At 63.4% G+C, this 24,331-nt stretch carries 23 protein-coding genes; 2 read left to right on the forward strand and 21 right to left on the reverse strand.

Annotated elements, in window-relative coordinates:
* Position 1: 1 nt before the first annotated feature.
* The 21 genes from ACWKWX_RS29275 to ACWKWX_RS29375 form a co-directional block, all read right to left on the reverse strand.
* Positions 2-772 carry an ABC transporter ATP-binding protein gene (locus ACWKWX_RS29275; protein ID WP_416427509.1) on the reverse strand — a complete coding sequence of 257 codons (771 nt, stop codon included), beginning with the start codon at positions 770-772 and terminating at the stop codon, positions 2-4.
* Between the two features lie 29 nt (positions 773-801).
* Positions 802-1,947, reverse strand: coding sequence for an MlaE family lipid ABC transporter permease subunit (locus ACWKWX_RS29280; RefSeq protein ID WP_483829570.1), 1,146 nt, complete (start codon positions 1,945-1,947; stop codon positions 802-804).
* 524 nt (positions 1,948-2,471) lie between these two features.
* Entirely contained in the window at positions 2,472-2,768 is a 297-nt protein-coding gene (locus ACWKWX_RS29285; protein WP_483829571.1) for a hypothetical protein, read from the reverse strand.
* Complete coding sequence (locus ACWKWX_RS29290) at positions 2,765-3,478, reverse strand: peptidoglycan recognition protein family protein (protein ID WP_483829572.1); 714 nt, start codon at positions 3,476-3,478, stop codon at positions 2,765-2,767. Before ACWKWX_RS29290 ends, ACWKWX_RS29285 begins: the two co-directional genes overlap by 4 nt.
* A 1-nt stretch (position 3,479) precedes the next feature.
* A complete protein-coding gene (locus tag ACWKWX_RS29295) occupies positions 3,480-4,013 on the reverse strand; it encodes a PAAR domain-containing protein (RefSeq protein WP_483829573.1) in 534 nt (177 codons plus the stop codon).
* 134 nt (positions 4,014-4,147) lie between these two features.
* Complete coding sequence (locus tag ACWKWX_RS29300) at positions 4,148-4,438, reverse strand: hypothetical protein (protein ID WP_483829574.1); 291 nt, start codon at positions 4,436-4,438, stop codon at positions 4,148-4,150.
* Positions 4,439-4,757: 319 nt separating this feature from the next.
* The gene (locus tag ACWKWX_RS29305; protein WP_483829575.1) at positions 4,758-5,792 is read right to left on the reverse strand and encodes a DUF5924 family protein; all 1,035 of its coding nucleotides are present in this window, start codon (positions 5,790-5,792) and stop codon (positions 4,758-4,760) included.
* A gap of 69 nt (positions 5,793-5,861) precedes the next feature.
* Positions 5,862-7,250: a M16 family metallopeptidase gene (locus ACWKWX_RS29310; protein WP_416421755.1), complete on the reverse strand. Its 1,389-nt coding sequence runs from the start codon at positions 7,248-7,250 to the stop codon at positions 5,862-5,864.
* A 61-nt stretch (positions 7,251-7,311) separates the two neighbouring features.
* Positions 7,312-8,970 (reverse strand): Na/Pi cotransporter family protein, encoded by a 1,659-nt coding sequence (locus ACWKWX_RS29315; RefSeq protein WP_416421756.1) that lies wholly within the window; start codon positions 8,968-8,970, stop codon positions 7,312-7,314.
* Between the two features lie 334 nt (positions 8,971-9,304).
* Positions 9,305-10,054 carry a TerC family protein gene (locus ACWKWX_RS29320; protein ID WP_416421757.1) on the reverse strand — a complete coding sequence of 250 codons (750 nt, stop codon included), beginning with the start codon at positions 10,052-10,054 and terminating at the stop codon, positions 9,305-9,307.
* Positions 10,055-10,118: 64 nt separating this feature from the next.
* Positions 10,119-11,426: a CitMHS family transporter gene (locus tag ACWKWX_RS29325; RefSeq protein WP_416421758.1), complete on the reverse strand. Its 1,308-nt coding sequence runs from the start codon at positions 11,424-11,426 to the stop codon at positions 10,119-10,121.
* Positions 11,427-11,682: 256 nt separating this feature from the next.
* Positions 11,683-13,644: a DUF7844 domain-containing protein gene (locus ACWKWX_RS29330; protein WP_416421759.1), complete on the reverse strand. Its 1,962-nt coding sequence runs from the start codon at positions 13,642-13,644 to the stop codon at positions 11,683-11,685.
* Entirely contained in the window at positions 13,641-13,961 is a 321-nt protein-coding gene (locus ACWKWX_RS29335) for a DUF2388 domain-containing protein (protein ID WP_416421760.1), read from the reverse strand. The genes ACWKWX_RS29330 and ACWKWX_RS29335 overlap by 4 nt, the downstream gene beginning before the upstream one ends.
* Before the next feature lie 27 nt (positions 13,962-13,988).
* Positions 13,989-14,300, reverse strand: coding sequence for a DUF2388 domain-containing protein (locus tag ACWKWX_RS29340; protein ID WP_416421761.1), 312 nt, complete (start codon positions 14,298-14,300; stop codon positions 13,989-13,991).
* 30 nt (positions 14,301-14,330) lie between these two features.
* On the reverse strand, positions 14,331-14,648 hold the full coding sequence (locus ACWKWX_RS29345; RefSeq protein ID WP_416421762.1) for a DUF2388 domain-containing protein: 318 nt from the start codon (positions 14,646-14,648) through the stop codon (positions 14,331-14,333).
* Positions 14,649-15,046: 398 nt separating this feature from the next.
* Complete coding sequence (locus tag ACWKWX_RS29350; RefSeq protein ID WP_416421763.1) at positions 15,047-15,262, reverse strand: DUF1127 domain-containing protein; 216 nt, start codon at positions 15,260-15,262, stop codon at positions 15,047-15,049.
* 322 nt (positions 15,263-15,584) lie between these two features.
* Positions 15,585-17,078, reverse strand: a complete 1,494-nt coding sequence (gene scpC, locus ACWKWX_RS29355; protein ID WP_416421764.1) for a succinyl-CoA:acetate CoA-transferase ScpC — start codon at positions 17,076-17,078, stop codon at positions 15,585-15,587.
* Between the two features lie 180 nt (positions 17,079-17,258).
* Entirely contained in the window at positions 17,259-18,695 is a 1,437-nt protein-coding gene (locus ACWKWX_RS29360) for an NAD(P)(+) transhydrogenase (Re/Si-specific) subunit beta (RefSeq protein ID WP_476296510.1), read from the reverse strand.
* Position 18,696: 1 nt separating this feature from the next.
* Positions 18,697-19,020: an NAD(P) transhydrogenase subunit alpha part 2 gene (locus tag ACWKWX_RS29365; protein ID WP_008367291.1), complete on the reverse strand. Its 324-nt coding sequence runs from the start codon at positions 19,018-19,020 to the stop codon at positions 18,697-18,699.
* 11 nt (positions 19,021-19,031) lie between these two features.
* On the reverse strand, positions 19,032-20,153 hold the full coding sequence (locus ACWKWX_RS29370; RefSeq protein ID WP_483829576.1) for a Re/Si-specific NAD(P)(+) transhydrogenase subunit alpha: 1,122 nt from the start codon (positions 20,151-20,153) through the stop codon (positions 19,032-19,034).
* Positions 20,154-20,572: 419 nt separating this feature from the next.
* Positions 20,573-21,484 carry a LysR family transcriptional regulator gene (locus ACWKWX_RS29375; protein ID WP_483829577.1) on the reverse strand — a complete coding sequence of 304 codons (912 nt, stop codon included), beginning with the start codon at positions 21,482-21,484 and terminating at the stop codon, positions 20,573-20,575.
* Between the two features lie 154 nt (positions 21,485-21,638).
* Between ACWKWX_RS29375 and ACWKWX_RS29380 the strand changes: the two genes are divergently transcribed.
* Positions 21,639-22,820: an acyl-CoA dehydrogenase gene (locus ACWKWX_RS29380; RefSeq protein WP_416421768.1), complete on the forward strand. Its 1,182-nt coding sequence runs from the start codon at positions 21,639-21,641 to the stop codon at positions 22,818-22,820.
* A 16-nt stretch (positions 22,821-22,836) separates the two neighbouring features.
* Positions 22,837-24,057, forward strand: a complete 1,221-nt coding sequence (locus ACWKWX_RS29385) for a CaiB/BaiF CoA transferase family protein (RefSeq protein WP_416421769.1) — start codon at positions 22,837-22,839, stop codon at positions 24,055-24,057.
* Positions 24,058-24,331 lie beyond the last annotated feature (274 nt).

Here is a 24,331-nt window from a genome sequence, read left to right on the forward strand (position 1 = left end):
GTCACACCTCGCTGTGCGTCGAAGCAGCCTGCCACGCTGCCCGGCCGCGGGGGCCGTGAAAGTATTCGTGAATCCACGGGTCTGGCGTGGCGGCCACCTTGGCGATGGGCGCGGCCACCAGCACGCGCTTCTGCGACAGCACGGCCACCCGGTCGGTGATGGTGTAGAGGGTGTCCAGGTCGTGGGTGACCAGGAACACACTCAGGCCCAGGGCGTCGCGCAGGGTCAGGATCAGCTGGTCGAAGGCGGCGGCGCCGATGGGGTCGAGGCCGGCGGTGGGCTCGTCGAGGAACAGGATGTCCGGGTCCAGCGCCAAGGCCCGGGCCAGGGCCGCGCGCTTGATCATGCCGCCCGACAGCGACGCCGGGTATTTGTTGGCTGCCGACAGCGGCAAGCCGGCCAGGGCCAGCTTCACGCAGGCCAGGTGCTCGGCGTCGGCGCGGCTCAGGCCGGCGTGCTCGATCAGTGGCAGGGCGACGTTCTCGGTCACCGTCAGCGAGGAAAACAGCGCGCCTTTCTGGAACAGCACGCCGAAGCGCCGTTCCACCTGGGAGCGGCCCTGGTCGTCGAGGCTGGCGAGGTCCTGGCCCAGCACCTGGATGTTGCCTTCGTCGGGGCGGCGCAGGCCGACGATGCTGCGCAGCAGCACCGACTTGCCGCTGCCCGAACCACCCACTACGGCGAGGATCTCGCCGCGGTTGAGGTCCAGGTCCAGGTGTTCATGCACCACCTGGCGGCCGAAGCGGTTGCACAGGCCGCGCACCTTGATCACCGGGACGTTGGGCGCCGCTACAGTCCAGTTCACCAGCGTATCTCCATGAAAAACAGCGCGGCCACGGCGTCCAGCACGATCACCACGAAAATCGACTGCACCACGCTGGAGGTGGTGTGCGCGCCCACCGATTCGGCGCTGCCGCTGACCTTGAAGCCTTCCAGGCAGCCGATGGCGGCGATGATGAAGGCGAACACCGGGGCCTTCACCAGGCCCACCAGGAAATGCTGCACGCTGATGTCGGCCTGTAGCTTGGACAGGAACATGGCCGGGGAAATCCCCAGGGACAGCGCGCACACCACGCCACCACCGACGATGCCGCAGAGCATGGCCAGGAAGGTCAGCGCCGGCAGTGCCACCAGCAACGCCAGCACCCGGGGCACCACCAGCAGCTCCATAGGGTCGAGGCCCAGGGTGCGGATGGCGTCGATCTCCTCGTTGGCCTTCATCGAGCCGATCTGCGCGGTGAAGGCGCTGGCGGTGCGGCCCGCCATCAATATGGCCGTCAGCAGCACGCCGAATTCGCGCAGGAAGGAGAACGCCACCAGGTTGACCGTGAAGATGCTGGCGCCGAAGTTGGCCAGGATGGTGGCGCCGAGGAAGGCCACCACGGCGCCCACCAGGAAGGTCAGCAGGGCGACGATGGGCGCGGCGTCCAGGCCGGTCTGCTCGATGTGCGCGACCACTGCCGTGGTACGCCAGCGCCGCGGGCGCAACAGGCCGCGGGCCAGGGTCTCGAGGATCAGGCCGATGAAGCCCAGCAGCTGCAGGGTGTCCTGCCACACGGTGTACACCGCGGTGCCGATGCGGCTGAGCAGCTGCACGGTGATGTTGCGTTCGGGGTCCTTCAGCGGCTCGCAGAAGTCCTGCATCGAGCGGTACACCGTCTGCAGCAGGGCGCGGCTTGCGCCCGGCAGGTGCACGGCCGTCTCGGCCAGGCCGCCCAGGCGCTCGGCGCCCAGCAGTTCCACCAGCAGCGAAGCACCGGCGGTGTCGATGGCGCCCAGTTGGTCGAGGTTGATGGGGGTGCTGGCGTCGTACTGGCCGGCGAGCTGGCGGGTCAGCTGGCGCAGGTGTGCATAGTGGCGCAGCGTCCAGTCACCGCTGATGCGCAAGCGCGGTGGCTGCGTGCTGGTGTCCAGGAAGGCTTGGCCGCCGGCTGCAAGAATAGTCATGCACACGAGCGTAGCAGCTGCCGCCAGGCTGCGTCGGGAGCGGCGTGGTGTGCCAGGAAGTGCGCGGCGCCTGGGGACGCGGCCTGCGGCCGCTGCTACAGGGATTCCTGCGTAGCAGCTGCCGCCAGGCTGCGTCGGGCGCGGCGCGGTGGGCCAGGAAGTGTGCGGCGCCTGGAACGCGGCCTGCGGCCGCTGCTACAGGGGTTCTTGCGTAGCAGCCGCCGCCAGGCTGCGTCGGGGGCGGCGCGGTGTGCCAGGAAGTGCGCGGCGCCTGGGACGCGGCCTGCGGCCGCTGCTACAGGGATTTCTGCGTAGCAGCTGCCGCTAGGCTGCGTCGGGCGCGGCGCGGTGGGCCAGGAAGTGTGCGGCGCCTGGGACGCGGCCTGCGGCCGCTGCTACAGGGGTTCTTGCGTAGCAGCTGCCGCTAGGCTGCGTCGGGGGCGGCGTGGTGTGCCAGAGTGTGCGCATTGCCTGGGGACGCGGCCTTGCGGCCGCTGCTACCGGGGCTGAGGGGCGACGTGGTGTTATCTACCTTTGCAGGTATCGAGGTCTGCCTGTGTTTGCAGGTTGGTCCTTATCCCCAGGCGGTAATAACAGTACTCGATTACTGAAGCTCGCTCATCGGGGAGCAACGACGCCAACGACTTATCGTCGCCTTCTGTGGCAAAAATATTTTTAAATTCGAGGCGGAAGCTGATGCTTCGCTTGAGGAAGAAGGTCGTCCTGGATTCTTCGTCCTCGTAACTCGTGTAATACCCGACTTTCAGCACCGCTAATAACAGCGCCCCGAGACCGATGCAGAGTAAAATGGCCTTCTTCATTCGTTGGGTGGAGCTGCCAGGTTGAGCTCGGATCGGAGCTGTTGGACCAATTTCAGTCCGATATTGCCAGGACAAATCTTACCTTCTCCTAGTTGCATCGGAAACTCCCGATGACCACCGAGAGTGTTGATCAAAAACAAATCCTTTAGCACGGCGATGAAAGTGGTCAGCGATTTGATCTGGGCGTCGGGGATTAAATTTTGTGTGTTAAAGCCCATGTTTTCCATCAGCGTCCGGGCCTTGGCGATGGTGTCGCCGCCCTCCTCAGGTGTTGTCAGGTCTTCAAGCAAAACGATGCCAATCACTCCAGTGTTGTAATTGTGAACGTTCGACCCTTTAAGCCGGATGTCCCGTGCCTCATAGATCGTTCCGGCACAATCAATTCCGAAATGGTAGCCAATATCGTCGTAGTTCTTTGATAGGTGCTCAGCCTGAATGTTCGAGATTTGCCTGGCGCCATCCGAGCATGCTGAGCTCCGCCCCGCATGATGAATCGCAATCATGGTGTAGTCCCAGTCCGGCGCCATGCCGTCCTTTCCGGGTTTCGCATGCCAGCTGGAGCGTTCTACCATTGCCAGGCCCTTTTCTCGTGCCAGGCCGAAAAGTACTTCGCGAGTGGCAGCTCTATCGTTGACAGTAATTTCGATAGGCGCCGGAATAGGGCAGCTTTTTAGATTGTCTGAGGTTGCTTGTGTGGTCAGGGAAGGCATCTCAATTCGCCTTGGCCAATTCATGCAGGAGCCGTGCAGGCGAGGCGAATTTTATGTGGAGCGATATCACGTCATTCTCGCTGTCGGTTTTGATATGAGCGATCCCCTGCGCGTTGGTCTTGCCTTCGATTACTTTGCCGTTCACGGTCGCCAGATATTCGCGCATGGCCAAAGGCGTGCCCGATTCGCTGTCAGTTACAAGAAAGGACTTGGCAAAACCAATCGCTACCGGAGTGGGTGGCACAAAAGGGGTCGGGGTAAAAGTGTCCCCAATGATGATTGTGCTGGACCCGCTTATCACCTCGTCTCCGTGACTGCCCGTGCTGCCAACCATTGCGGCACGTTTGCCATTGATGGATACCGTTGAAGAAAGAGCTGAGGATAAGGCGCTGCCGCAGCTTGTGGTGTCGTCTTCACGTGCGGCGCCGAGGCCTTCGAAAATTACATCGGGCGAGCCGGAAGTGATCGAGCTGTCCCCGTGGCCGGATATCGAACATGCGGTGGGGTCTGAAATTCGCGCAGCGGGCTGAGCCATATTGACTCCTTGTCAGTTCAAATGAGTCAAGACGTTACCATGCTGAGCTTTTTTCGAAGCAGATACAGTATTTCGCAATTTTACAAAGACTACACCTCTCCCCAGGGGCGAGGAGAGGTGAGTGCCTCGTGGGCTTATTCTTGCCGGTCCCGCTCGCTCTGATTGATCCCCTCCAGCGCTGCAGCCAGTAGCCCGCGGCTGCTCTCGATCATTTGCGCGATTACCTGATTCATAGCTCTGGTGGGCTTGATGTCTGCGTCGCACGCCTCATCACAAAGCACGGCTATGTTCCCAAGGTTCGTAGCAAGCTGTCCAAGCGCTTCGTGCACCAGGACGCCAGGCTGCACACTGAAAAGTGCGGCGCCGGAAGGTGTAGTCCCGAAAGGCGTGGCGAGAGTGGTCAGTGCATCTGATGTAGTGTTCATGGTCGGTTCCTGAAGGTCTTGTTGCCACCTTTCGCCGTCAAACGAATAGGTGGCAGCTGTACGCAGGTTGACGGACCGGACGGAACCTACAAACCCGGCGCACCCGAAGGTGCCCCGCGCACAGCCGCCATAACGCATGGACGAACGCGTGCGCGCCCGCCATCAGCGATGGGACTTTGTAGGTTGTCGAGGCCGTCAAACCTCATCACGAATGGGTCGTGACGCGGGCAGGATAAGGGGGGCGAGTAGGTGGGTCAATCTTGCTGGCCGCAATACCCCTGACGCGGCCTGCGGCCGCTGCTACGTACTGTGGGAGCTGCTACAGGGCCTCGGTAGCGTGGCCCTGGCTGTCGTCGGTGACCTTGAAGCGCAGCATGCCGATCATCTGGCCGTCTTCGGTGAGGATCTGCACCTGCCACTTGCCCACCGGGTTGGCCGGCAGGTTCATCTTGTGGGTCCAGGCGCGGTAGCCTTCGTCGCGGCCGCCGTGGATGTCGAGGGGGATGCGGTCGACTTCCTGGCCGTTGAATTTCCACACGTGGTAGATGCGCTCTTCCAGCCCGCGCGGGGCGTTGATGGCGGTGTAGGCGTACAGGCCGTTGGCGCGCACCTGGCTGGCCGAGACGTTCTTGATGCTGTCGCCGTGGGTGCGGTTGGCGTTGTCCATTTCCAGGGTCACCGCCGACTCGGTGATCCACAGGGTGGCCGGCGGCACCCAGGAGCGCATCATCCAGCCGCAACCGCCCACCGCCAGGGTCGCCAGCACCAGGGCCACGCCGCGGCGCCAGTGGTTGATGGGGAAGCTGGCGGCCAGGCTCGGGAACGACAGCAGCATGGCGGTGCCCAGCGCCCATTCGTAGCTTTGCGAGGTGGTGAGGTGCAGGATGATCGGCAGCGCGGTGAGCATCGAGGCGAACAGCGTCAGCGTGTGCATGGCCAGGAACAGCCAGCGCCGCGGGGCCACGAACCTGTAGTACAGCGGGTCGGTGATCGACGCCAGGCCGGCCAGGGTCAGCAGCCCGGTGAACACCAGCTGGCCGCTGTTCCACGTGGTCGTGGTGTAGAAAAACGGCAGTACGAAGAACAGGCTTTCCTGGTGGATCATCTGTGTCGCGTAGCGCAGCAGCGGCTCGGGAATCTCGCGCTTGAAACGCCGGCTGAACCAGCGCGTGGCGCTCTGCTCGACCATCAGCCACACCCAGCTCACCAGCATCAGCACGGCGATCCAGCTGGCCAGTTTGGCCTGGCGGTCCACCAGGATGAAGCTGCCGATGCCTGTGATGAAGCCGCCCAGGGCGATCACCCCGGGGTAGCGCTTGATGAGTTCGATGATGCGCAGGATCAGTAAGGGCATTTCGGCGGTCTTGGCAGGTGCTGGAAAAAACGCCGCCAAGGATACCCCCTTGCCTCCTTGATTGCGCAACTAGTGCCTTTTGTTGTGCCGCAATGCGCCCCAGCCGAGCACGGCCAAGCCAGCCAACACCAGTACGACAACGCCCAGGCTGTAGAGTTGGTCGTAGCTGAGCAGCGGTTGTTCGATGCGCACGTAGCCGGGGCCCTTGAACACCTGGCGCATGGCCGCGTCGGCCTGGGCCAGGGTGACCTTGCGCAGGTCGCGGGCCGGGTCTTCGAAGCGGCCGTTGGCGTAGCTGGACAAGGCGTTCCAGTAGAAGTCGGCCAGCTGGCTGTTGCCCTGCACGCTCCAGGCCTGGCGGGAAATGGTGGCCTGGCGCAGGCGTTCGAAGGTGGCGGCGTCGAGGCCGTCTTTCTTCAGCCGGGCGATCATTTCGGCCACCAACTGGCGGGCGCGGTCGACGTCGGCGCGGTCCAGGTCGGCGTTCAGGCTCAGCAGGCCGGTGTCGCCCATGGCTTCGCGCTGGCTCCAGGGGCCGTAGGACAATTCGTGGTCAAGCCGCAGTTCCTTGTACAGCGCCCACTCCATGTACACCTGCACCAGGTCCAGGGCAGCGTCGGGCACGTCATCGTTGAGCTCCGGTTCGGGGAAGAACCAGTGCAGCTTGGCGCCGTCGCCCAGCCAGCCGAGGCTGAGGGTGCGTTGCTGGGCCGCGCTGTGCAGGGTGACGGGGATGTCCGGGTGGTCGGTGGGCTTGACCGCGTCCAGGCTTGCCCAGGTGCGCTCAAGGTAGGCCGGCAGCACCTTGTCCAGGCCGCCGACCACGATCAGGGTCATGTTGTTGGGCGCGTACCAATGCTTGCGCACGGCTTCCACCTGGGCCAGGGTCATGTCGCGCACCGGCGAGCGCTCGGTGCATTTGAGGCCCAGCTCCATGGCCAGCTGGTCGCTGGCGGCATGGCCCACGCCCTGCTTGTCCAGCCAGCGCTGCAGGTGCGAGTAGTGGCCGCCGTCCTCGCGCTCGACGATGCGCCGGGAAATGTCCAGGGCCTTCTCGTCGATGGTGGTCTTGGTCACCACCTCCAGCAGCAGGTCCAGCACCTTGCGCTGGTTGGCGGCGGGCGCCTCGATGACGAAGGTGGTGTCGTTGTCGCTGGTGAAGGCGTTCCACTCGCCGCCCAGCGCCTGCATGCGCTCTTCCAGGCCGCCTTCGCCGCTGCCGTCGATGCCGCTGAACAGCAGGTGTTCGAGCAGGTGCGGCAGCTCGCGTTCGTTGCAGGCGAAGTCATCGAAGCCCACGCCCACCACCAGGCGGATGGCCACGTGGCTGCGGTCATCGCCGGGCTTCATCAGCACCTGCAGGCCGTTGGGCAGCAGGTAGCCTTCTACCTTGTAGCGATCCAGGGCCTGGCTTTGGGTGCAGCTGAACAAAAGGCAAAGCAACAGCAGACAACGCATGGGAAGCTTCCTGCGGGAACCGGCTCAGACTGTGAAACAGACTGCCGGGGGCAGCGGACGTTCAAGGCGAATGCGCATCGTCGGGAACAGCATCGGTTTGCAGGGCTCCGGTATCAATGTTTTCCAGCACCACGTAGGCGCTGCCACAGAACAGCGAATTCAGCCGCTTCATGTCGGCGATCAGCTCCAGGTGCAGCGAGCTGGTTTCAATGCTTTGTACCACTTTGCGCTGCAGACGGCTCACGTGGGCATGGGCCAGGCGACGCTCCTGGGCACGGAAACGGCGTTTTTCCCGCAACAGCTGGCGCGCGCTTTCCGGGTCGCCGCTGAGGAACACCGACAGGCCCAGGCGCAGGTTGGCCATGAGCTGGTTGTGCAGCCCGGCCAGCTCTTCCAGGCCCACCTCGGAAAACTCGCGGCGCTGGGAGGTCTTCTGCTGCTGGATCTTGCGCAGCATGCGTTCGATCAGGTCGCTGGCCAGCTTGAGGTTGATGGCCAGTTCGATGATTTCCGCCCAGCGCCGGCTGTCCTGTTCGCTGAGGTCTTCGCGGGGCATCTGCGCCAGGTACAGCTTGATGGCGCTGTACAGCACTTCGACGTCCTCGCCCTGGCTGCGCACCGCCTGGGTCACGGCAGTCTGGCTGCCGCGCAGCACGTTGAGGGCAGCGCCGAGCATGCTTTCCACCAGGTCGCCGATGCGCAGGGTCTCGCGCACCGCGTTGGCCAGCGCCAGGCTGGGGGTTTCCAGGGCAGTGAGGTCCAGGTGCCGTGGCTTGGCGGTGCCGTTGGCGTCCTCGCGCTGGGGCAGCAGCCAGCTGCACAGCCGCGACATGGGGCCGACGGTGCCGAGCATCAGCAGGCAGCGCACGGTGTTGTAAAGCAGGTGGAAGCCGATGACCAGGCTGGTGGGGTCGTAGGTCAGGCTGTCCATCCAGTGCGCCAGCGGGTTGAGCACCGGCACGATCAGCAACAGGCCGATCAGCTTGTACAGCAGGCTGCCCAGCGCTACCTGCCGGCCAGCGGTGTTCTGCATGCTGGTGGAGAGGAAAGCCAGCAGGCCGCTGCCGATGTTGGCGCCAATCACCAGGCCAATCGCGACGGGCAGGCTGATCACGCCGGCTTCCGCCAGGGTGGCGGTGAGCAGCACGGCCGCGAGGCTGGAATAGGAGATCATGGCGAACAGCGCGCCGACGATGGCGTCGAGCAGGATGTCGCCGGTCAGCGAGGCAAACAGCACCTTCACGCCCTGGGCGTGGGTGATGGGCGCCGCGGCTTCGACGATCAGCTGCAAGGCCAGCACGATCAGGCCCAGGCCGATGCCCACGCGGCCCATCTGGCCGACGCGAGTCTGCTTGCGCGAGAGGAAGAAAATCACCCCGAGGAAGATCAGCAGCGGCGACAGCCACGACAGGTCGAACGTCAGCACCCGCGACATCAGCGCGGTACCGACGTCGGCGCCCAGCATAATCGCCAGCGCCGGCGTCAGGGTCATCAGGCCCTGGCCGACGAACGAGGTGGTGAGCATGGCGGTGGCGTTGCTGCTCTGCACCACGGCGGTCACCAGGATGCCGGCGATGAACGCCAGCGGTCGCTTGGACATGTTCTGGCTCAACAGGCGGCGCAGGTTTGAACCGTACACGCGCAGGATGCCCGTACGCACAATGTGCGTGCCCCAGATCAGCAGTGCCACTGCCGAAAGCAGATTGAGCAGGGTCAGCATGAAAAAGGCCCCCTGTGGAAGGCCCCCGAACACGGGGGTAGATGAATGTGCGGCAGCGTCAGTGTTAGTAAAAAACTTTTATGTGACGCTTGTTTAAGCTGTAGTCGGCCATGGGCCGTAGCGCCAGCATCGCACAAGAAATGCGCCGCTGAAACAAAACTGTAACATTTGCTCGGGCGTATTCGTAGCCGCTGCCGCCAGGCTGCGCTGGCCCTGATGATCACTGGGGATCTCCAGCGAGGCAGAGGGCCAGCGCAGCCTGCGGCAGCGGCTACGGGTTGCATCGGCAACAAAAAAGGGGCCCTGAAGGCCCCTTTCCGTGCAGCAGGCTTTGTTATTGACCTGCGTCCTGCTCGCGAAGTTTCTTCTTTTTCGCCATCGCGGTGCGCATCTTGATGTTGATGGCCTCCACCGCCAGCGAGAACGCCATGGCGAAATACACGTAGCCCTTGGGCACATGCACGTCGAAGGCCTCGGCGATCAGCACGGTGCCCACCACCAGCAGGAAGGACAGCGCCAGCATCTTCAGCGACGGGTGCTTGTCGATGAAATTGCTGATGGTGCCCGAGGCCAGCATCATCACCAGCACCGCGACGATGATCGCCGCGACCATCACCGGCACGTTGGAAACCATGCCCACGGCGGTGATCACCGAGTCCAGCGAGAACACGATGTCGATGATGGCGATCTGGATGATGGTGTAGAGGAAGTTGCCGCCCTTGCCTTTCGGCTCGTCGCCCTCTTCTTCCTCGCCTTCCATGCCCTGGTAGATCTCCTGGGAGCTTTTCCACAGCAGGAACAGGCCGCCGAAGAACAGGATCAGGTCACGGCCGGAAATGCCCTGGCCGAAGACCGTGAACAGGTCGCTGGTCAGGCGCATGACCCAGGTGATGGACAGCAGCAACAGGATCCGCGTGATCATCGCCAGTGCCAGGCCGAAGATCCGCGTGCGCGGCTGCATGGCCTTGGGCATGCGGCTGACCAGGATCGAGATCATGATGATGTTGTCGATGCCCAGCACGATTTCCAGTGCGGTCAGGGTTAAAAAGGCAACCCAGAGTTCCGGGTTGGTCAGCCATTCCATGTGTTTTCCTTCGAGCGTTGTGAGGCGCACCGTGCAGTGCGGTGCGCCTTCGGTAGATAAAGCGTCAGGCGCTGCCGAACAGCGGGAACGTGCCCAGCAGCAGCGCGGCGAACATTATGCACAGGCATACCAGCACTGCCCACTTGAGGGTAAAACGCTGGTGGTCACCGAATTCGATGCCTGCCAGAGCGACCAGCAGGTAGGTGGAGGGTACCAGCGGGCTCAGCAAATGCACGGGCTGGCCGACGATCGAAGCCCTGGCCATGTCCACCGCGCTGATGCCGTAATGGCTGGCGGCTTCGGCCAGAACCGGTAACACCCCGTAATAAAATGCATCGTTGGACATGAAGAAGGTGAACGGCATGCTCACCAGCGCGGTGATTACTGCCAGGTACGGGCCCAGCGCATCCGGGATCACTGCCAGCAGGCTCTTGGACATGGCGTCGACCATGCCGGTGCCGCTGAGGATGCCGGTGAAAATGCCCGCGGCGAAAATCAGCCCCACCACCGCCAGCACGCTGCCGCTGTGGGCGGCGATACGCTCTTTCTGCATCTGCAGGCACGGGTAGTTGACGATCATGGCGATGCTGAAGGCGATCATGAACAGCACCGGCAGCGGCAGCAGGCCGGCGATCAGCGCGGCCATCAGCGCCAGGGTCAGGGCGCCGTTGAACCACAACAGCTTGGGGCGGCGTGCCTCGGGGAACTGTGACACGCTGATGTCGCCGTGGTCGGGCTCGTCGCCCGGCAGGTGCAGCTCACCCAGGCGTGCGCGTTCTTTCTTGCCGTAGCCGTAGGCGATGGCCAGGATCGCCAGCACGCCGGCGAGCATGGCCGGGATCATCGGCACGAAGATCGCCGACGGGTCGACGTGCAGGGCGCTGGCGGCGCGCGCGGTGGGGCCGCCCCAGGGGGTCATGTTCATCACCCCGCCCGCGAGGATGATCAGCCCCGCCATGATCCGCGGGCTCATGCCCAGGCGGCTGTACAGCGGCAGCATCGCGGCCACGCAGATCATGTAGGTGGTGGCGCCGTCGCCGTCCAGCGACACCACCAGCGCGAGTACGGCGGTGCCTACCGAGACCTTCAGGGGGTCACCTTTGACCAGCTTGAGGATTTTGCGCACGGCCGGGTCGAACAGGCCGGAGTCGATCATCAGGGCGAAGTACAGGATGGCGAACATCAGCATCACGCCGGTGGGCGCGAGCTTGGTGATGCCTTCGAGCATCATCGGCCCGATCTTGGGCCCGAAGCCGCCGAACAGGGCGAACAGTATGGGGATGATGATCAGCGCGATCAGCGCGGACAGGCGTTTGGTCATGATCAGGCACATGAACGTGATGACCATGGCGAAGCCAAGGAAAGTCAGCATGGGGGGTACTCCAGATGAGCTTCAGCGCAAGGCGCGCAGGCGATGGAGTACGGGCGAGCGGACAGCGTGGGGGTAAGGCATGCAGGGCATCAGGATCACCATTGTTGTTTTTGGTAGCGCCGGTCTGTGCCGGTGGTGATGGCGATGCTAGTGGTTGAAGCTTTCGGCAACCTTTCGAGGTTGTCATGGATGTGGGAGCTGGCTGGCCAGCGAGCTTTGAGGCCTAAAAGCTCGCTGGCAAGCCAGCTCCCACAGGTCAAGGCAGGATCAGGCCGCCGGCCGCCTTGTGCAGGGTGCGCAGGTGGTCGGCCACCACCTTGATGTTGGCCTCGGTGGCGGCGATCTCGGCGGCGCGCGTGGGTTCGAGCAGCGCGCGTACTTCCTTGTCCAGGTCCACGCTCAGGGTCTGCAGCTGTTTCTGGCGCTGGGCGCTTTCCGATTCCAGGCGCTTGAACTCGGCCTTCTGCGGCAGGCCGTAGCCGCCACTGTCCAGCAATTCCGCCGGGCGGCTGAGGAAGCCGCTGTTGGCCAGCATGGCCTGCAGGGTTTTGTTGGCGTTGACCAGGCTGGTGTCGTTGGCGGCGCGGCCGTTCAGGTAGCGCTGCTTGACCTCGTCCTGGGCCAGCAGCAGTTGCCGGCGCAGGCTGGCCTGTTCCAGCAGCAGCAAGGCGGCGCTGGTGCGCAGGTCGGCCTTGGCAAACCACGGCTCGCGCTGCTTGGGCTCCAGGCCCATCCAGTCCTCGACCTTGTCTTGCGGGATGGGCAGCTGCTTCTTGAGGATGTCGAACATCGCCTGGTAGCGGTCGCGGTAGGAATCGAAGCGGTAGCCCAGGCGCAGGGCTTCGCGCGGGTCCTTGAGCACGCTGGTGTCGGCGATGCCGCGGGCTTCCATCACCTGCAGCAGGCCGTTGGGCACGATGCTGTCGAGGTCGTCGAACTTGGCGTTGTGGGTGCCGGCGCGCAGCAGTTTCAGGGTTTCCACCGCGCAGTTGTTGGACACGAAGTAATAGTTGCCGTCGTAGCTCCAGTGCATCTCGGCGGCGTGGCGCACCAGCGACTCGATCTCGTTGCGGGTGAGCTTGAGCGGCACCGAGGCCAGGCTGCGCAGTTCGGTCTTGGTGTATTCGTCGATCACCTGGCCCAGGGGCAGCACGAACAGCCGCGACGGGTAGCCGCCGGTGAGGCCGCTCCAGGTGGACAGCTGCACGTCGTTGACGAAGGCGCGGTACGACAGCACCAGGCTGCGGTCCAGGTCCAGGCGGCAGTCCGGGCCGCGTGGCCGGCCAGGGGCGCAGATCACCAGGCGGATCATGCTGTGGCCCCAGCGGCTCACCCAGTTCTGGTTCGCCTCGGCCAGCAGGTAGTCCACCTCGTACACACGCTCGGGGTCGATGCTGCCCAAGGGCGTGCGGCCGAAGTCATTGCCGGCGTTGAGGAACGGCAGGGCAGCCTGGCATGGGGTGGGGTTGGCCGGGGCCCAGCCGAAGTGGTTCTTGTAGTACTCGTACAGCTCCGGGCGGCGGCAGCCGTATTCGGGGTCCAGCAGGAAGTACTCCATGTTCACCGCCACGAATTCCAGCGGGTTGGTGACTTCATAGATGTCGGGGCTGCGCACGACCTGGCGGTTGGGGTCGTCGCGTTCGCCGCGCTTGCCGACCGATTGCGGCCAGCCGGCCAGGTCCAGCAGGCGCGGGTCGTCGCTGAGGGTGAAGCGGCGCTCGGTCTGGCCGCGGCATTCGCCTGGCAGGCCCACCTGGCCGAGGCTGGCGCTGTAGCGCTGGCAGCGGTTGAACAGAATGCGGTCGGACTCGGGCCACAGGCGGGCGCGGTCGTAGATATGGGTCAGCTCGTGCAGCACGGTGGCCAGCAGCTCTTCGCGCACGGTGCCGTGGGGGCGGTGAGTCTGGGTGGTGGCGGCGGTGCCATCCGTCAGGCTGGGCAGTAGCTTGACGTTGAGGTCGAGGCTGGAAACTGCCGCGGCCTGCCCGTAGGCGTTGTCGGGCATGTGCGCCGACCAGTCGACGTCGATACGCCGGTCCAGCCGCTGCACGAAGCTGGGCGGCAGGTCGCGCATCGCTTCATCAAGCAACGCCTGGCTGGCCTGCTGTTGTTGCGCCGTCAGCCCTTCGGTCTGCAGGTGCAACTGCAAGGCGGCCTGCGCGCCCGTGCCAGTGAGCAACAGGGCGCAGGTCAGCAGCCAGGCGTTGAGGCACTTCACAGTGCGAGGATGGCCTGTGCGAGTTCCTGGTCGCTGGCGTCCTTGGCTTCCGGCACCTGGGCGCGCACGGCCACCAGGGCGGCTTCCAGCTGGGCGCCACGGATGGTGCCGTTGCTGGCCACGTAGCTGGCGGCGTCGTCCTGGGCGTCGCGTACCACTTTCGAGTCACGGATCGAGGTAGTGGTGTCGGAGGTGAAGTTGATGGTGCGGTTGGATGCACGCACGATCATGTTGCTGGTTTGCTGCAGGGTATGCGCCGAAGCCACATCGGCCAGCAACAGCAGGCCCAGGGTGGCGGCAATCAACGGGGTACGCATGGGGGTGTCTCCAAGGACAGGGAGTAATTATTGGACGAGAATTGCCTGCGCCAGTTCAAGGTCGCTGGCATGAACGCCAGCGTGGTGCTGGCGCAGGTAACTGATCGCTGATTCCAGCCGTGCGCCGGCCAGTTGGCCGTCGGTGGCAACATAGGCCGCGGCGTCGTCCTGGGCGGCGCGCACCAGTTTGCGGTCGAACGGCGCAGTGGTCACCTGGCTGGTGATGTAGCCGCTGGCGACCACGCCCTGGGTGGTGGTGTCGAAGGCCAGGGCCTGGCACGACCAGGCGCTGGCGATCAGCGATGCAAGAGCAAGGAAACGGGAAAACGGAACACGCATAAGTCTAGAAACTACCTGACTGGCACTCGATCAGATGGCAACGATGGCCTGGGCCAGTTGCGCGTCGGTGGCCTGCAGCGCCGGGTTCTGCTGGCGGATGTAGGCGAACGCGCATTCCAGGCGCGCACCGCGCACGGCGCCCTGGCTGGCGACGAAGCTGGCGGCGTCGTCACGGGCTTCGAGCACGACCTTCTTGTCGCGCAGCGATGCGGTGGCGTCGGAGGTGGCGTCGCTGGTGGCCTTGGTGGCGCCCACGATGGCATCAGTGGTGACGATGAAGCTGGAGGCATGCGCGCCGCAGGACAGGGCCAGCAGCAGCGAGGCGCCAAGCAGACGGGAACGGATCATGGTCAATCTCCTGAGCGGACTAGGGCAAAAGTGCAGCACTTTACATCAGACGCACGTTGTACCGGCCGCGTTACGTCGCGGGTGCACGCGCATGTCAGACAATTGTTGCCGATTTAGTTCAGTGGGTGGAGATCTGAAACAGGAAGTTTCATAAAATTTGAACTGTACTGGTGTTGTTATGAGATTCACATACTGTACCTGTAGCCGCTGCCGCCAGGCTGCGCTGGCCCTCCCCCACGCTCAAGACGTTCAGTGCACGCGAAGGCCGGCACAGCCTTCGGCAGCGGCTACGAACCATTTAGCCAGGCCATAGAAACGACAAAGCCCGTCACTGTTGCCAGTGACGGGCTTCGATCGAATTCAGGTTGCTGGCGAAAACGGGCCAGCGGGGTGTTGCATCAGCGCCAGAAAGGCTTGCTCAGCTCTTCGCAACGCTGTGCTTCGCTGATACCAGCGTCGGCCAGCAGGCGGGCGTCCAGACGGGCCAGTTGATGGCGGCTGGCGATGCGGCGCTGCCACAGCATCAGGTTGCTGATAACGCGCAGTGGGAACGAAGTGCGGGTTTCTTCGGAGCTGTTCTGGAAAAGCAGGTCGGAACTGAGTGTACGTTCCATGGTTGACATCCTTCCGCTTGTGGCGGGCTTGGCTAGTTGGTTTCTACTGGTGCCTATGATCCTCCTGTGCAGTCAAGAAATGCAGGCACAGTTCATTTGTATTGTGAGGGTTCAGTTAACTGTTTAAGGGGACTGTTTGACCCAAAATCAGGCCAACTGTATCGGTCAGCACCTGAATGGTGCATTTTTGATCAATTTCGAGGTTTTGGAGGGGCTTGAGGCGGGACTTTTACCGGTACAGCAGTACAGATTTAGAAAGTATCTTTGAACAGTTGGGCAACTGATGCGCTATTGCCTTGCATCAGCTGCCAACTGTGTTGCCTCACACGGCCAGCATGCGCCCGGTTTCTTCCAGGTTGCTGTGCCATTGCAGGGCGTCACGCAGGATGTGCGGGGTGTGGCCGCCACGGGCGCAGGCTGCTTCGAAGTACTCGTTCAGCGCGGCGCGGTAGCTTGGGTGCACGCAGTTGTCGATGATCGCCCGGGCGCGCTCGCGCGGCGCCAGGCCACGCAGGTCGGCCAGGCCCACCTCGGTGACGAGGATGTCGACGTCATGCTCGGTGTGGTCGACGTGGCTGACCATGGGTACCACGCTGGAAATGGCGCCGCCCTTGGCAATCGACTTGGTGACGAAGATGGCCAGGTGGGCGTTGCGGGCAAAGTCGCCCGAGCCGCCGATGCCGTTCATCATTTTGGTGCCGCACACGTGGGTGGAGTTGACGTTGCCGTACAGGTCGAACTCCAGCGCGGTGTTGATGCCGATGATGCCCAGGCGGCGAATCACTTCCGGGTGGTTGGAGATTTCCTGCGGGCGCAGCACCAGGCGCGACTTGTAGCGGTTGAAGTCGCTGAACACCTCGGCGTGCTTCTTGGCCGACAGGGTCATGGAACTGCCCGAGGCGAATTCCAGCTTGCCGGCGTCGAACAGGTCGAAGGTCGAGTCCTGCAGTACTTCGGAGTACATGGTCAGGTTCTCGAACGGCGAGTCCACCAGGCCGCACATCACGGCGTTGGCGATGGTGCCGATGCCCGCTTGCAGCGGCATCAGGCTGTTGGTCAGGCGCCCCTCGGCCACTTCGCTCTTGAAGAAGTCCACCAGGTGGTCGGCGATGGCCTGGGTCTCGTCGTCCGGCGGCAGCACGGTGGACGGCGAGTCGGGCTGGTTGCTGATGACGATGCCAACGATCTTCGCCGGGTCGATCTTCACCGCGCCGCTGCCGATGCGGCTGTCAGCCTTCAGCACCGGAATAGGCAGGCGCGTCGGGCGGTAGCTGGGGATGTAGACGTCGTGCAGGCCTTCGAGCTCCAGGGGCTGCGACAGGTTGATCTCGACGATCACTTCCTTCGCCAGGATGGCGAAGCTGGCGGAGTTGCCCACCGAGGTGCTGAGCACCAGGTGGCCTTCCTCGGTGATAGCTACGCACTCGATCACGGCCAGGTCCACCGGCTTGATCTGGCGGTTGCGCAGCTGCTCGACGGTGTCGGACAGGTGCTGGTCGATGAACATCACCTTGCCGTCGTTGATGGCCTTGCGCAGGGTGCTGTCGACCTGGAACGGCATGCGCCGGGCCAGTACGCCGGCCTCGGTCAGCTGCTTGTCCAGGTCGTTGCCCAGGCTGGCGCCGGTCATCAGGGTGATCTGCAGCGGTGTCTGCTTGGCGCGCTCGGCCAGTGCGTGGGGCACGGCCTTGGCTTCGCCTGCGCGGGTAAAGCCGCTCATGCCGACGGTCATGCCGTCCTTGATCAGGGCAGCGGCATCAGCCGCACTCATCACCTTGCTCTGCAAGGCGTCCAAGCGGATACGGTCACGGTACATGTTTTGTTATCTCGGGTAGCGGAGCTGTTGCGCAGTCTAGTGATTTGAAAAAAATTCGTCCCACGACTTAGGTCGTAAACCCGGGCCGGCGGGGGCGTTTCTAAGACCAAGGTATATCGGAAATAAAAAACCCCAGCCTAACCAGCGCCGGGGTTTTGGGTATTGCCGTGGATCAAGCCGTCATTCGACAGCCTTGACCATGTCCTCGATGACCTTCTTCGCGTCACCGAACACCATCATGGTCTTGTCCAGGTAGAACAGTTCGTTGTCCAGGCCGGCGTAGCCGCTGGCCATCGAGCGCTTGTTGACGATGATGGTCTTGGCCTTGAAGGCTTCCAGGATCGGCATGCCGGCGATCGGCGACTTCGGATCGTTCTTGGCGGCAGGGTTGACCACGTCGTTGGCACCCAGCACCAGCACCACGTCGGCCTGGCCGAACTCGGAGTTGATGTCGTCCATCTCGAACACCTGGTCGTACGGCACTTCGGCCTCGGCCAGCAGTACGTTCATGTGGCCAGGCATACGGCCGGCAACCGGGTGGATCGCGTACTTCACGGTCACGCCGTTGTGGGTCAGCTTCTCGGTCAGCTCTTTCAGCGCGTGCTGGGCACGAGCCACTGCCAGGCCGTAGCCCGGGACGATGATCACGGTGTCGGCGTTGGTCAGCAGGAAGGTGGCGTCGTCAGCCGAACCGGATTTCACCGGACGGGCTTCTTTCGCACCCGCTGGGCCGCCAACGTCGGTCGCGCCGCCGAAGCCGCCGCCGATCACGTTGAAGAACGAGCGGTTCATGGCCTTGCACATGATGTACGACAGGATCGCACCCGACGAACCCACCAGGGAGCCGGCGATGATCAGCATCGAGTTGTTCAGCGAGAAGCCGATACCGGCGGCTGCCCAACCCGAGTAGCTGTTGAGCATCGACACGACTACCGGCATGTCGGCGCCGCCGATCGGGATGATGATCAGCACGCCCATCACGAACGCCAGGGCCAGCATCAGCGCGAAGGCGCCGTAGCTGCCGGTGAACATGAAGGTCAGGCCCAGGGCCAGGGTAGCCAGGCCCAATACCAGGTTCAGCTTGTGCTGGCCGGCGAACTGTACCGGTGCGCCCTGGAACAGGCGGAACTTGTACTTGCCCGACAGCTTGCCGAAGGCGATCACCGAACCGGAGAAGGTAATGGCACCAATGGCCGCACCCAGGAACAGCTCCAGGCGGTTACCGGTAGGGATGGCGTCGCCCAGGGCCGGGACGATACCCAGCGACTGTGGCTCGACCACGGCGGCAATGGCGATGAACACCGCGGCCAGGCCGATCATGCTGTGCATGAAGGCGACCAGCTCGGGCATCTTGGTCATTTCCACGCGCTTGGCCATGATCGAACCGGCGGTGCCGCCGACCAGCAGGCCGACGATCACGTAGGCGATACCGCCGGTAGCCAGCTCGGCGCCCAGCTTGTAGATCAGGCCAACGGTGGTCAGCACGGCCAGGGTCATGCCCAGCATGCCGAACATATTGCCGCGACGCGACGTGGTCGGGTGCGACAGGCCCTTGAGCGCCTGGATGAAGCAGATCGAGGCTACAAGGTACAGAAGAGTGACGAGGTTCATGCTCATGTTACTTTTTCACCTCGGCGGACGCTTTCGGCGCCTTCTTCTTGAACATTTCCAGCATGCGGCGCGTCACCAGGAAGCCACCGAATACGTTCACCGCAGCCAGGGCCACGGCCAGGGTGCCCATGATCTTGCCCAGCGGGGTCACGGTCAGGGCGGCAGCCAGCATGGCGCCAACGATGACGATGGCCGAGATGGCGTTGGTAACGGCCATCAGCGGGGTGTGCAGGGCAGGTGTGACGTTCCAGACCACGTGGTAGCCGACGTAGATCGCCAGCACGAAGATGATCAGGTTATAGACGCCGTGGGAGATCAGCATGTCTTCCATTGTTATTGTCCTCAGCCGTTCTTGCGGATGACTTGGCCGTCGCGGCACATCAGGCACGCAGCGACGATGTCGTCTTCAAGGTTGATCGTGAACTGGCCGTCCTTGTCGAACACCAGCTTCATGAAGTCCAGCAGGTTGCGTGCGTACAGCGCCGAGGCATCGGCACCGACCATGGCAGCCAGGTTGGTAGGGCCACAGATGATCACGCCGTTCTCGACCACCACCTGGTCGGCCACGGTCAGCGGGCAGTTGCCGCCTTGTGCAGCGGCCAGGTCGATGACCACCGAGCCTGGTTTCATCTGCGCGACGGTTTCGGCGCTCAGCAGGGTCGGCGCCTTGCGGCCCGGGATCAGCGCGGTGGTGATGACGATGTCGGAGGCCTTGGCGCGTTCGTGCACGGCCTGGGCCTGGCGCTGCATCCAGCTGGCCGGCATCGGGCGGGCGTAACCGCCGACGCCTTCGGCGCATTCGCGCTCTTCGTCAGTCTCGTACGGCACATCGATGAACTTGGCGCCCAGCGACTCGATCTGCTCCTTCACCGCAGGACGCACGTCCGACGCCTCGATCACCGCGCCCAGGCGCTTGGCCGTGGCGATGGCCTGCAGGCCGGCAACACCGGCGCCCAGGATCAGCACGCGGGCAGCCTTCACGGTGCCGGCGGCGGTCATCAGCATAGGCATGAAGCGCGGGTAGTGATGGGCGGCCAGCAGCACGGCTTTATAGCCGGCGATGTTGGCCTGCGAGCTCAGCACGTCCAGGCTCTGCGCGCGGGAAGTACGCGGGGCGGCTTCCAGGGCAAAGGCGGTAATGCCGCGTTCGGCCATCTTGGCGATGGTTTCGTTGTTGAACGGGTTGAGCATGCCGACCAGAACGGTGCCGCTCTTGATCTGCGCCAGTTCTGCGTCGTCGGGGGCAACCACCTTCAGGATCAGCTCGGCACCGAAGGCATCGGCAGCGCTGCCAATGACTGCGCCGGCGGCTTCATAGGCGCTGTCGGTCACGCTGGCATTGACGCCGGCGCCACTCTGGACAGTGACCTTGTGGCCTTGGCCAATCAGTTTCTTGATGGTTTCCGGGGTTGCAGCAACCCGTGTTTCGCCCGTCTGCGTTTCGAGAGGAACACCAATGTGCACGTCAAATCTCCTGCTTGATCTTATTGAGTTAACCAGCGCACTACGGATGGCGCATCTGGGGCGGCCGATCAGCACGATCCCGCCTGATTGCGGCGGGGCGCGGCATTTTGCAGGCGTTATTGCAGGCCTTCAACCAGTTATGAAGGGTGACGGACGAAACACTACAAGTCACCCTGTGACCGATTGCCGCAACATACCCGGTCGAGCCCCGATGGCTCGGGCTTTCCAGCTTTTCTGTAGGGATTTAATATTTTTTTACATTGTTCCGGTGAATAGCGCGAAATGACCCGGAAAAAGGGCTGTAGGCCATGTAGAACGGGGTGTTCAGCAAATTTTACAGGCAGCCATAACAGTCTTCTTAAAAACGACATTTCCTTACATCTGTAGGTTTCCATATTTATGGACTACATAGTTACTTTTTAACCTTTTCCTTGATGATCAACTACATAGCGAATCGACTCGGCCACCAGCCAATCACGAAACGCCTTCATCGAGGCGGATTCGACCTTGCGCTCGGCAATCATCAGGTAATAGGCCTTGTGGCTGGCCAGTGCGTGGGCGTTGGCGACCACCAGCCTGCCCTCCTCCAGCTCGCGCTGGATCAGGAATGGCGGGATCAGCGCAATACCCATGTCGTGCATGGCGGCCTGGGAAAGCATGGAGAATAGTTCATAGCGCGGGCCTGTCATGTCGCGGCTCAGGTTCATTCCCAGGCTGTTGAACCACTGGCGCCAGGCGTAGGGGCGCGTGGTCTGTTGCAGCAGTGGCAGCTGGGCGATGGCCTGGGCGTCAAGCTGTGCCCTGCCCGCCAACAGCGCCGGGCTGCACACCGGCACCGGGTTCTCGCCCATCAGCCGGTGGGCCTGGGTGCCGGGCCAGTCGGCGTCGCCGAAATAGATGGCGGCGTCGAAGGGGGTGTCGGCAAACAGGAATGGCCGGGTGCGGTTGGTGAGGTTCACCGTGATGTCCGGGTGCTCGCGCTGGAAGCCCTTGAGCCTGGGCAGCAGCCACTGGGTGCCAAAGGTGGGCACTACGGCCAGCTCGATGGTATTGCTGCCCTGCTGGCCCATCACCGACAGCGTGTCGCGTTCCACGGCGTCCAGCTGGGTGGCGACCTGGCGGCTGTAGGACAGGCCGGCCTCGGTCAGTTTCACGCCGCGGCGCGAACGCTGGAACAGTTCGACATTGAGGAACGCTTCCAGGCCGCCTATCTGCCGGCACACGGCGCCTTGGGTGAGGGAAAGCTCCTGGGCAGCCTTGGTAAAACTTTCGTGGCGCGCAGCGGCTTCGAAGCAGATGAGCGCGGTGGTGCTGGGGATTTTGCGGCGCATGTACGGCAACCTCACAAGTGGAGGCGCTTATTGGGCTTTTATCGCCTCTCGGAGTGAGAAATTAGCACAAGGCTATGCGAAATCCTCGTTTGTCCCCTGCCCTTTCGGCGCCTAGCATCAAGGTATTCCTATTCATTTGCGACGAGGACACACCATGGGCGCCAAGGCCAGCTTCAACTGGATCGATCCGCTGCTGCTCGACCAGCAGCTCAGCGAAGAAGAACGCATGGTGCGCGACAGCGCCCAGCAGTTCGCCCAGGGCAAATTGGCGCCGCGGGTGCTGGAAGCGTTTCGTCATGAAAAGACCGACCCGGCCATCTTCCGCGAGATGGGCGAGATCGGCCTGCTGGGCGCGACCATTCCCGAGCAGTACGGCGGCAGCGGTCTCAACTACGTGTGCTACGGCCTGATTGCCCGTGAGGTGGAGCGTGTGGACTCTGGCTACCGCTCGATGATGAGCGTCCAGAGCTCACTGGTGATGGTGCCGATCAACGAGTTCGGCACCGAGGCGCAGAAGCAGAAATACCTGCCCAAGCTGGCCAGTGGCGAGTGGATCGGCTGCTTCGGCCTGACCGAGCCCAACCATGGCTCCGATCCGGGCGCCATGATTACCCGCGCCCGCTCGGTGGAAGGCGGCTACCGCCTGACCGGCAGCAAGATGTGGATCACCAACAGCCCCATCGCCGATGTGTTCGTAGTGTGGGCGAAGGACGATGCCGGCGATATTCGTGGCTTCGTGCTGGAGAAGGGCTGGCAGGGCCTCAGCGCCCCTGCCATTCATGGCAAGGTCGGCCTGCGTGCATCCATCACCGGCGAGATCGTCATGGATAACGTGTTCGTCCCTGAAGAAAACATCTTCCCCGACGTGCGCGGCCTCAAGGGCCCGTTCACCTGCCTGAACTCGGCGCGTTACGGTATCTCATGGGGTGCGCTGGGTGCGGCAGAGTTCTGCTGGCACACCGCGCGCCAGTACACTCTGGATCGCCAGCAGTTTGGGCGCCCGTTGGCGGCCAACCAGCTGATCCAGAAGAAGCTGGCCGATATGCAGACCGAGATCACCCTGGCCCTGCAGGGTTGCCTGCGCCTGGGGCGCATGAAGGACGAAGGCACGGCGGCGGTGGAAATTACCTCGATCATGAAGCGCAACTCCTGCGGCAAGTCCCTGGACATCGCCCGGATGGCTCGCGACATGATGGGCGGCAACGGCATCTCCGATGAGTTCGGCGTGGCTCGTCACCTGGTCAACCTCGAGGTGGTCAACACCTATGAGGGCACCCATGACGTGCATGCACTGATCCTTGGGCGTGCGCAGACCGGCATCCAGGCGTTCTATTAATAGAAGGAGCCGGGCCATGGGTGCGCTATCACATCTTAGGGTGCTGGATTTGTCGCGTGTGCTGGCCGGCCCTTGGGCCGGGCAGATCCTCGCCGACCTGGGGGCCGAGGTCATCAAGGTCGAGCGCCCAGGCAACGGCGACGACACGCGCGCCTGGGGTCCGCCCTTCCTGCGCGATATAGAAGGCGAGAACACCAGCGAGGCTGCCTACTACCTGTCCGCCAACCGCAACAAGCAATCGGTGACCATCGATTTCACCCAGCCCGAGGGCCAGCGCCTGGTGCGCGAGCTGGCAGCGAAGTCGGATATCGTCATCGAGAACTTCAAGGTGGGTGGCCTGGCAGCCTATGGGTTGGACTATGCCTCGTTGCAGGCGGTGAACCCGCAGCTTATCTATTGCTCGATCACCGGCTTCGGCCAGACCGGCCCCTACGCCAAGCGCGCGGGCTATGACTTCATGATTCAGGGGCTGGGCGGGCTGATGAGCCTGACCGGTCGCCCCGAGGGAGATGAAGGCGCCGGGCCGGTGAAAGTCGGCGTGGCCTTGACCGACATCCTCACCGGCCTCTATTCCACCGTCGCCATCCTGGCCGCCCTCGCCCACCGTGACCAGCATGGCGGCGGCCAGCACATCGACATGGCGTTGCTGGACGTGCAGGTAGCCTGCCTGGCCAACCAGGCCATGAACTACCTCACCACCGGCGTGGCACCGAAACGGCTGGGCAATGCGCACCCTAATATAGTGCCGTATCAGGACTTTCCTACGGCCGATGGGGATTTCATCCTTACCGTGGGGAACGACAGCCAGTTCCGCAAGTTCGCCGAGGTGGCTGGGCAGCCGCAGTGGGCTGTTGATCCGCGTTTCCTGACCAACAAGCTGCGGGTGGCCAACCGTGCCGAATTGATCCCGCTGATTCGCCAGGCCACGGTGTTCAAGACCACGGCGCAGTGGGTGGCCCAGCTGGAGCAGGCAGGCGTGCCCTGCGGGCCGATCAATGATCTCGCCCAGGTGTTCGCCGATCCCCAGGTGCAGGCCCGCGGGCTGGCAGTGGAGCTGCCCCATGCCTTGGCGGGCATCGTCCCACAGGTGGCGTCCCCAATTCGGCTGTCGGAGACGCCAGTGGAGTACAGGCGTGCCCCGCCGCTGTTGGGGGAGCATACGGCGGAGGTGTTGGGGCGGGTGTTGGGGATTGGTGGGGAGGCGTTGGAGCGGTTGCGGGGGGATGGGGTGGTTTGAGGGGCTTCTATATATAGGTGGGGGATTGGGGGGCGGCCGCCAGGTGCCAGTCGTTGTTTTTCTAGCGCCCTTGAGATCGAGCGCCGCCCGCGCGGCGCATCGCGGGCAAGCCCGGCTCCTACATCTGTTTCGGGCCTGTTATGCCAGTGCCATCGTGGTGTCCGCATTGTTGGTTCATTGCAGATCTGTGTTGGTGCGACCAGGCGCAACACCTATCTATAGCGGGGCACGTTGCAACAGATGTAGGAGCCGGCCTTGGCCGCGATGCGCCGCG

Source organism: Pseudomonas imperatae (assembly GCF_057128625.1).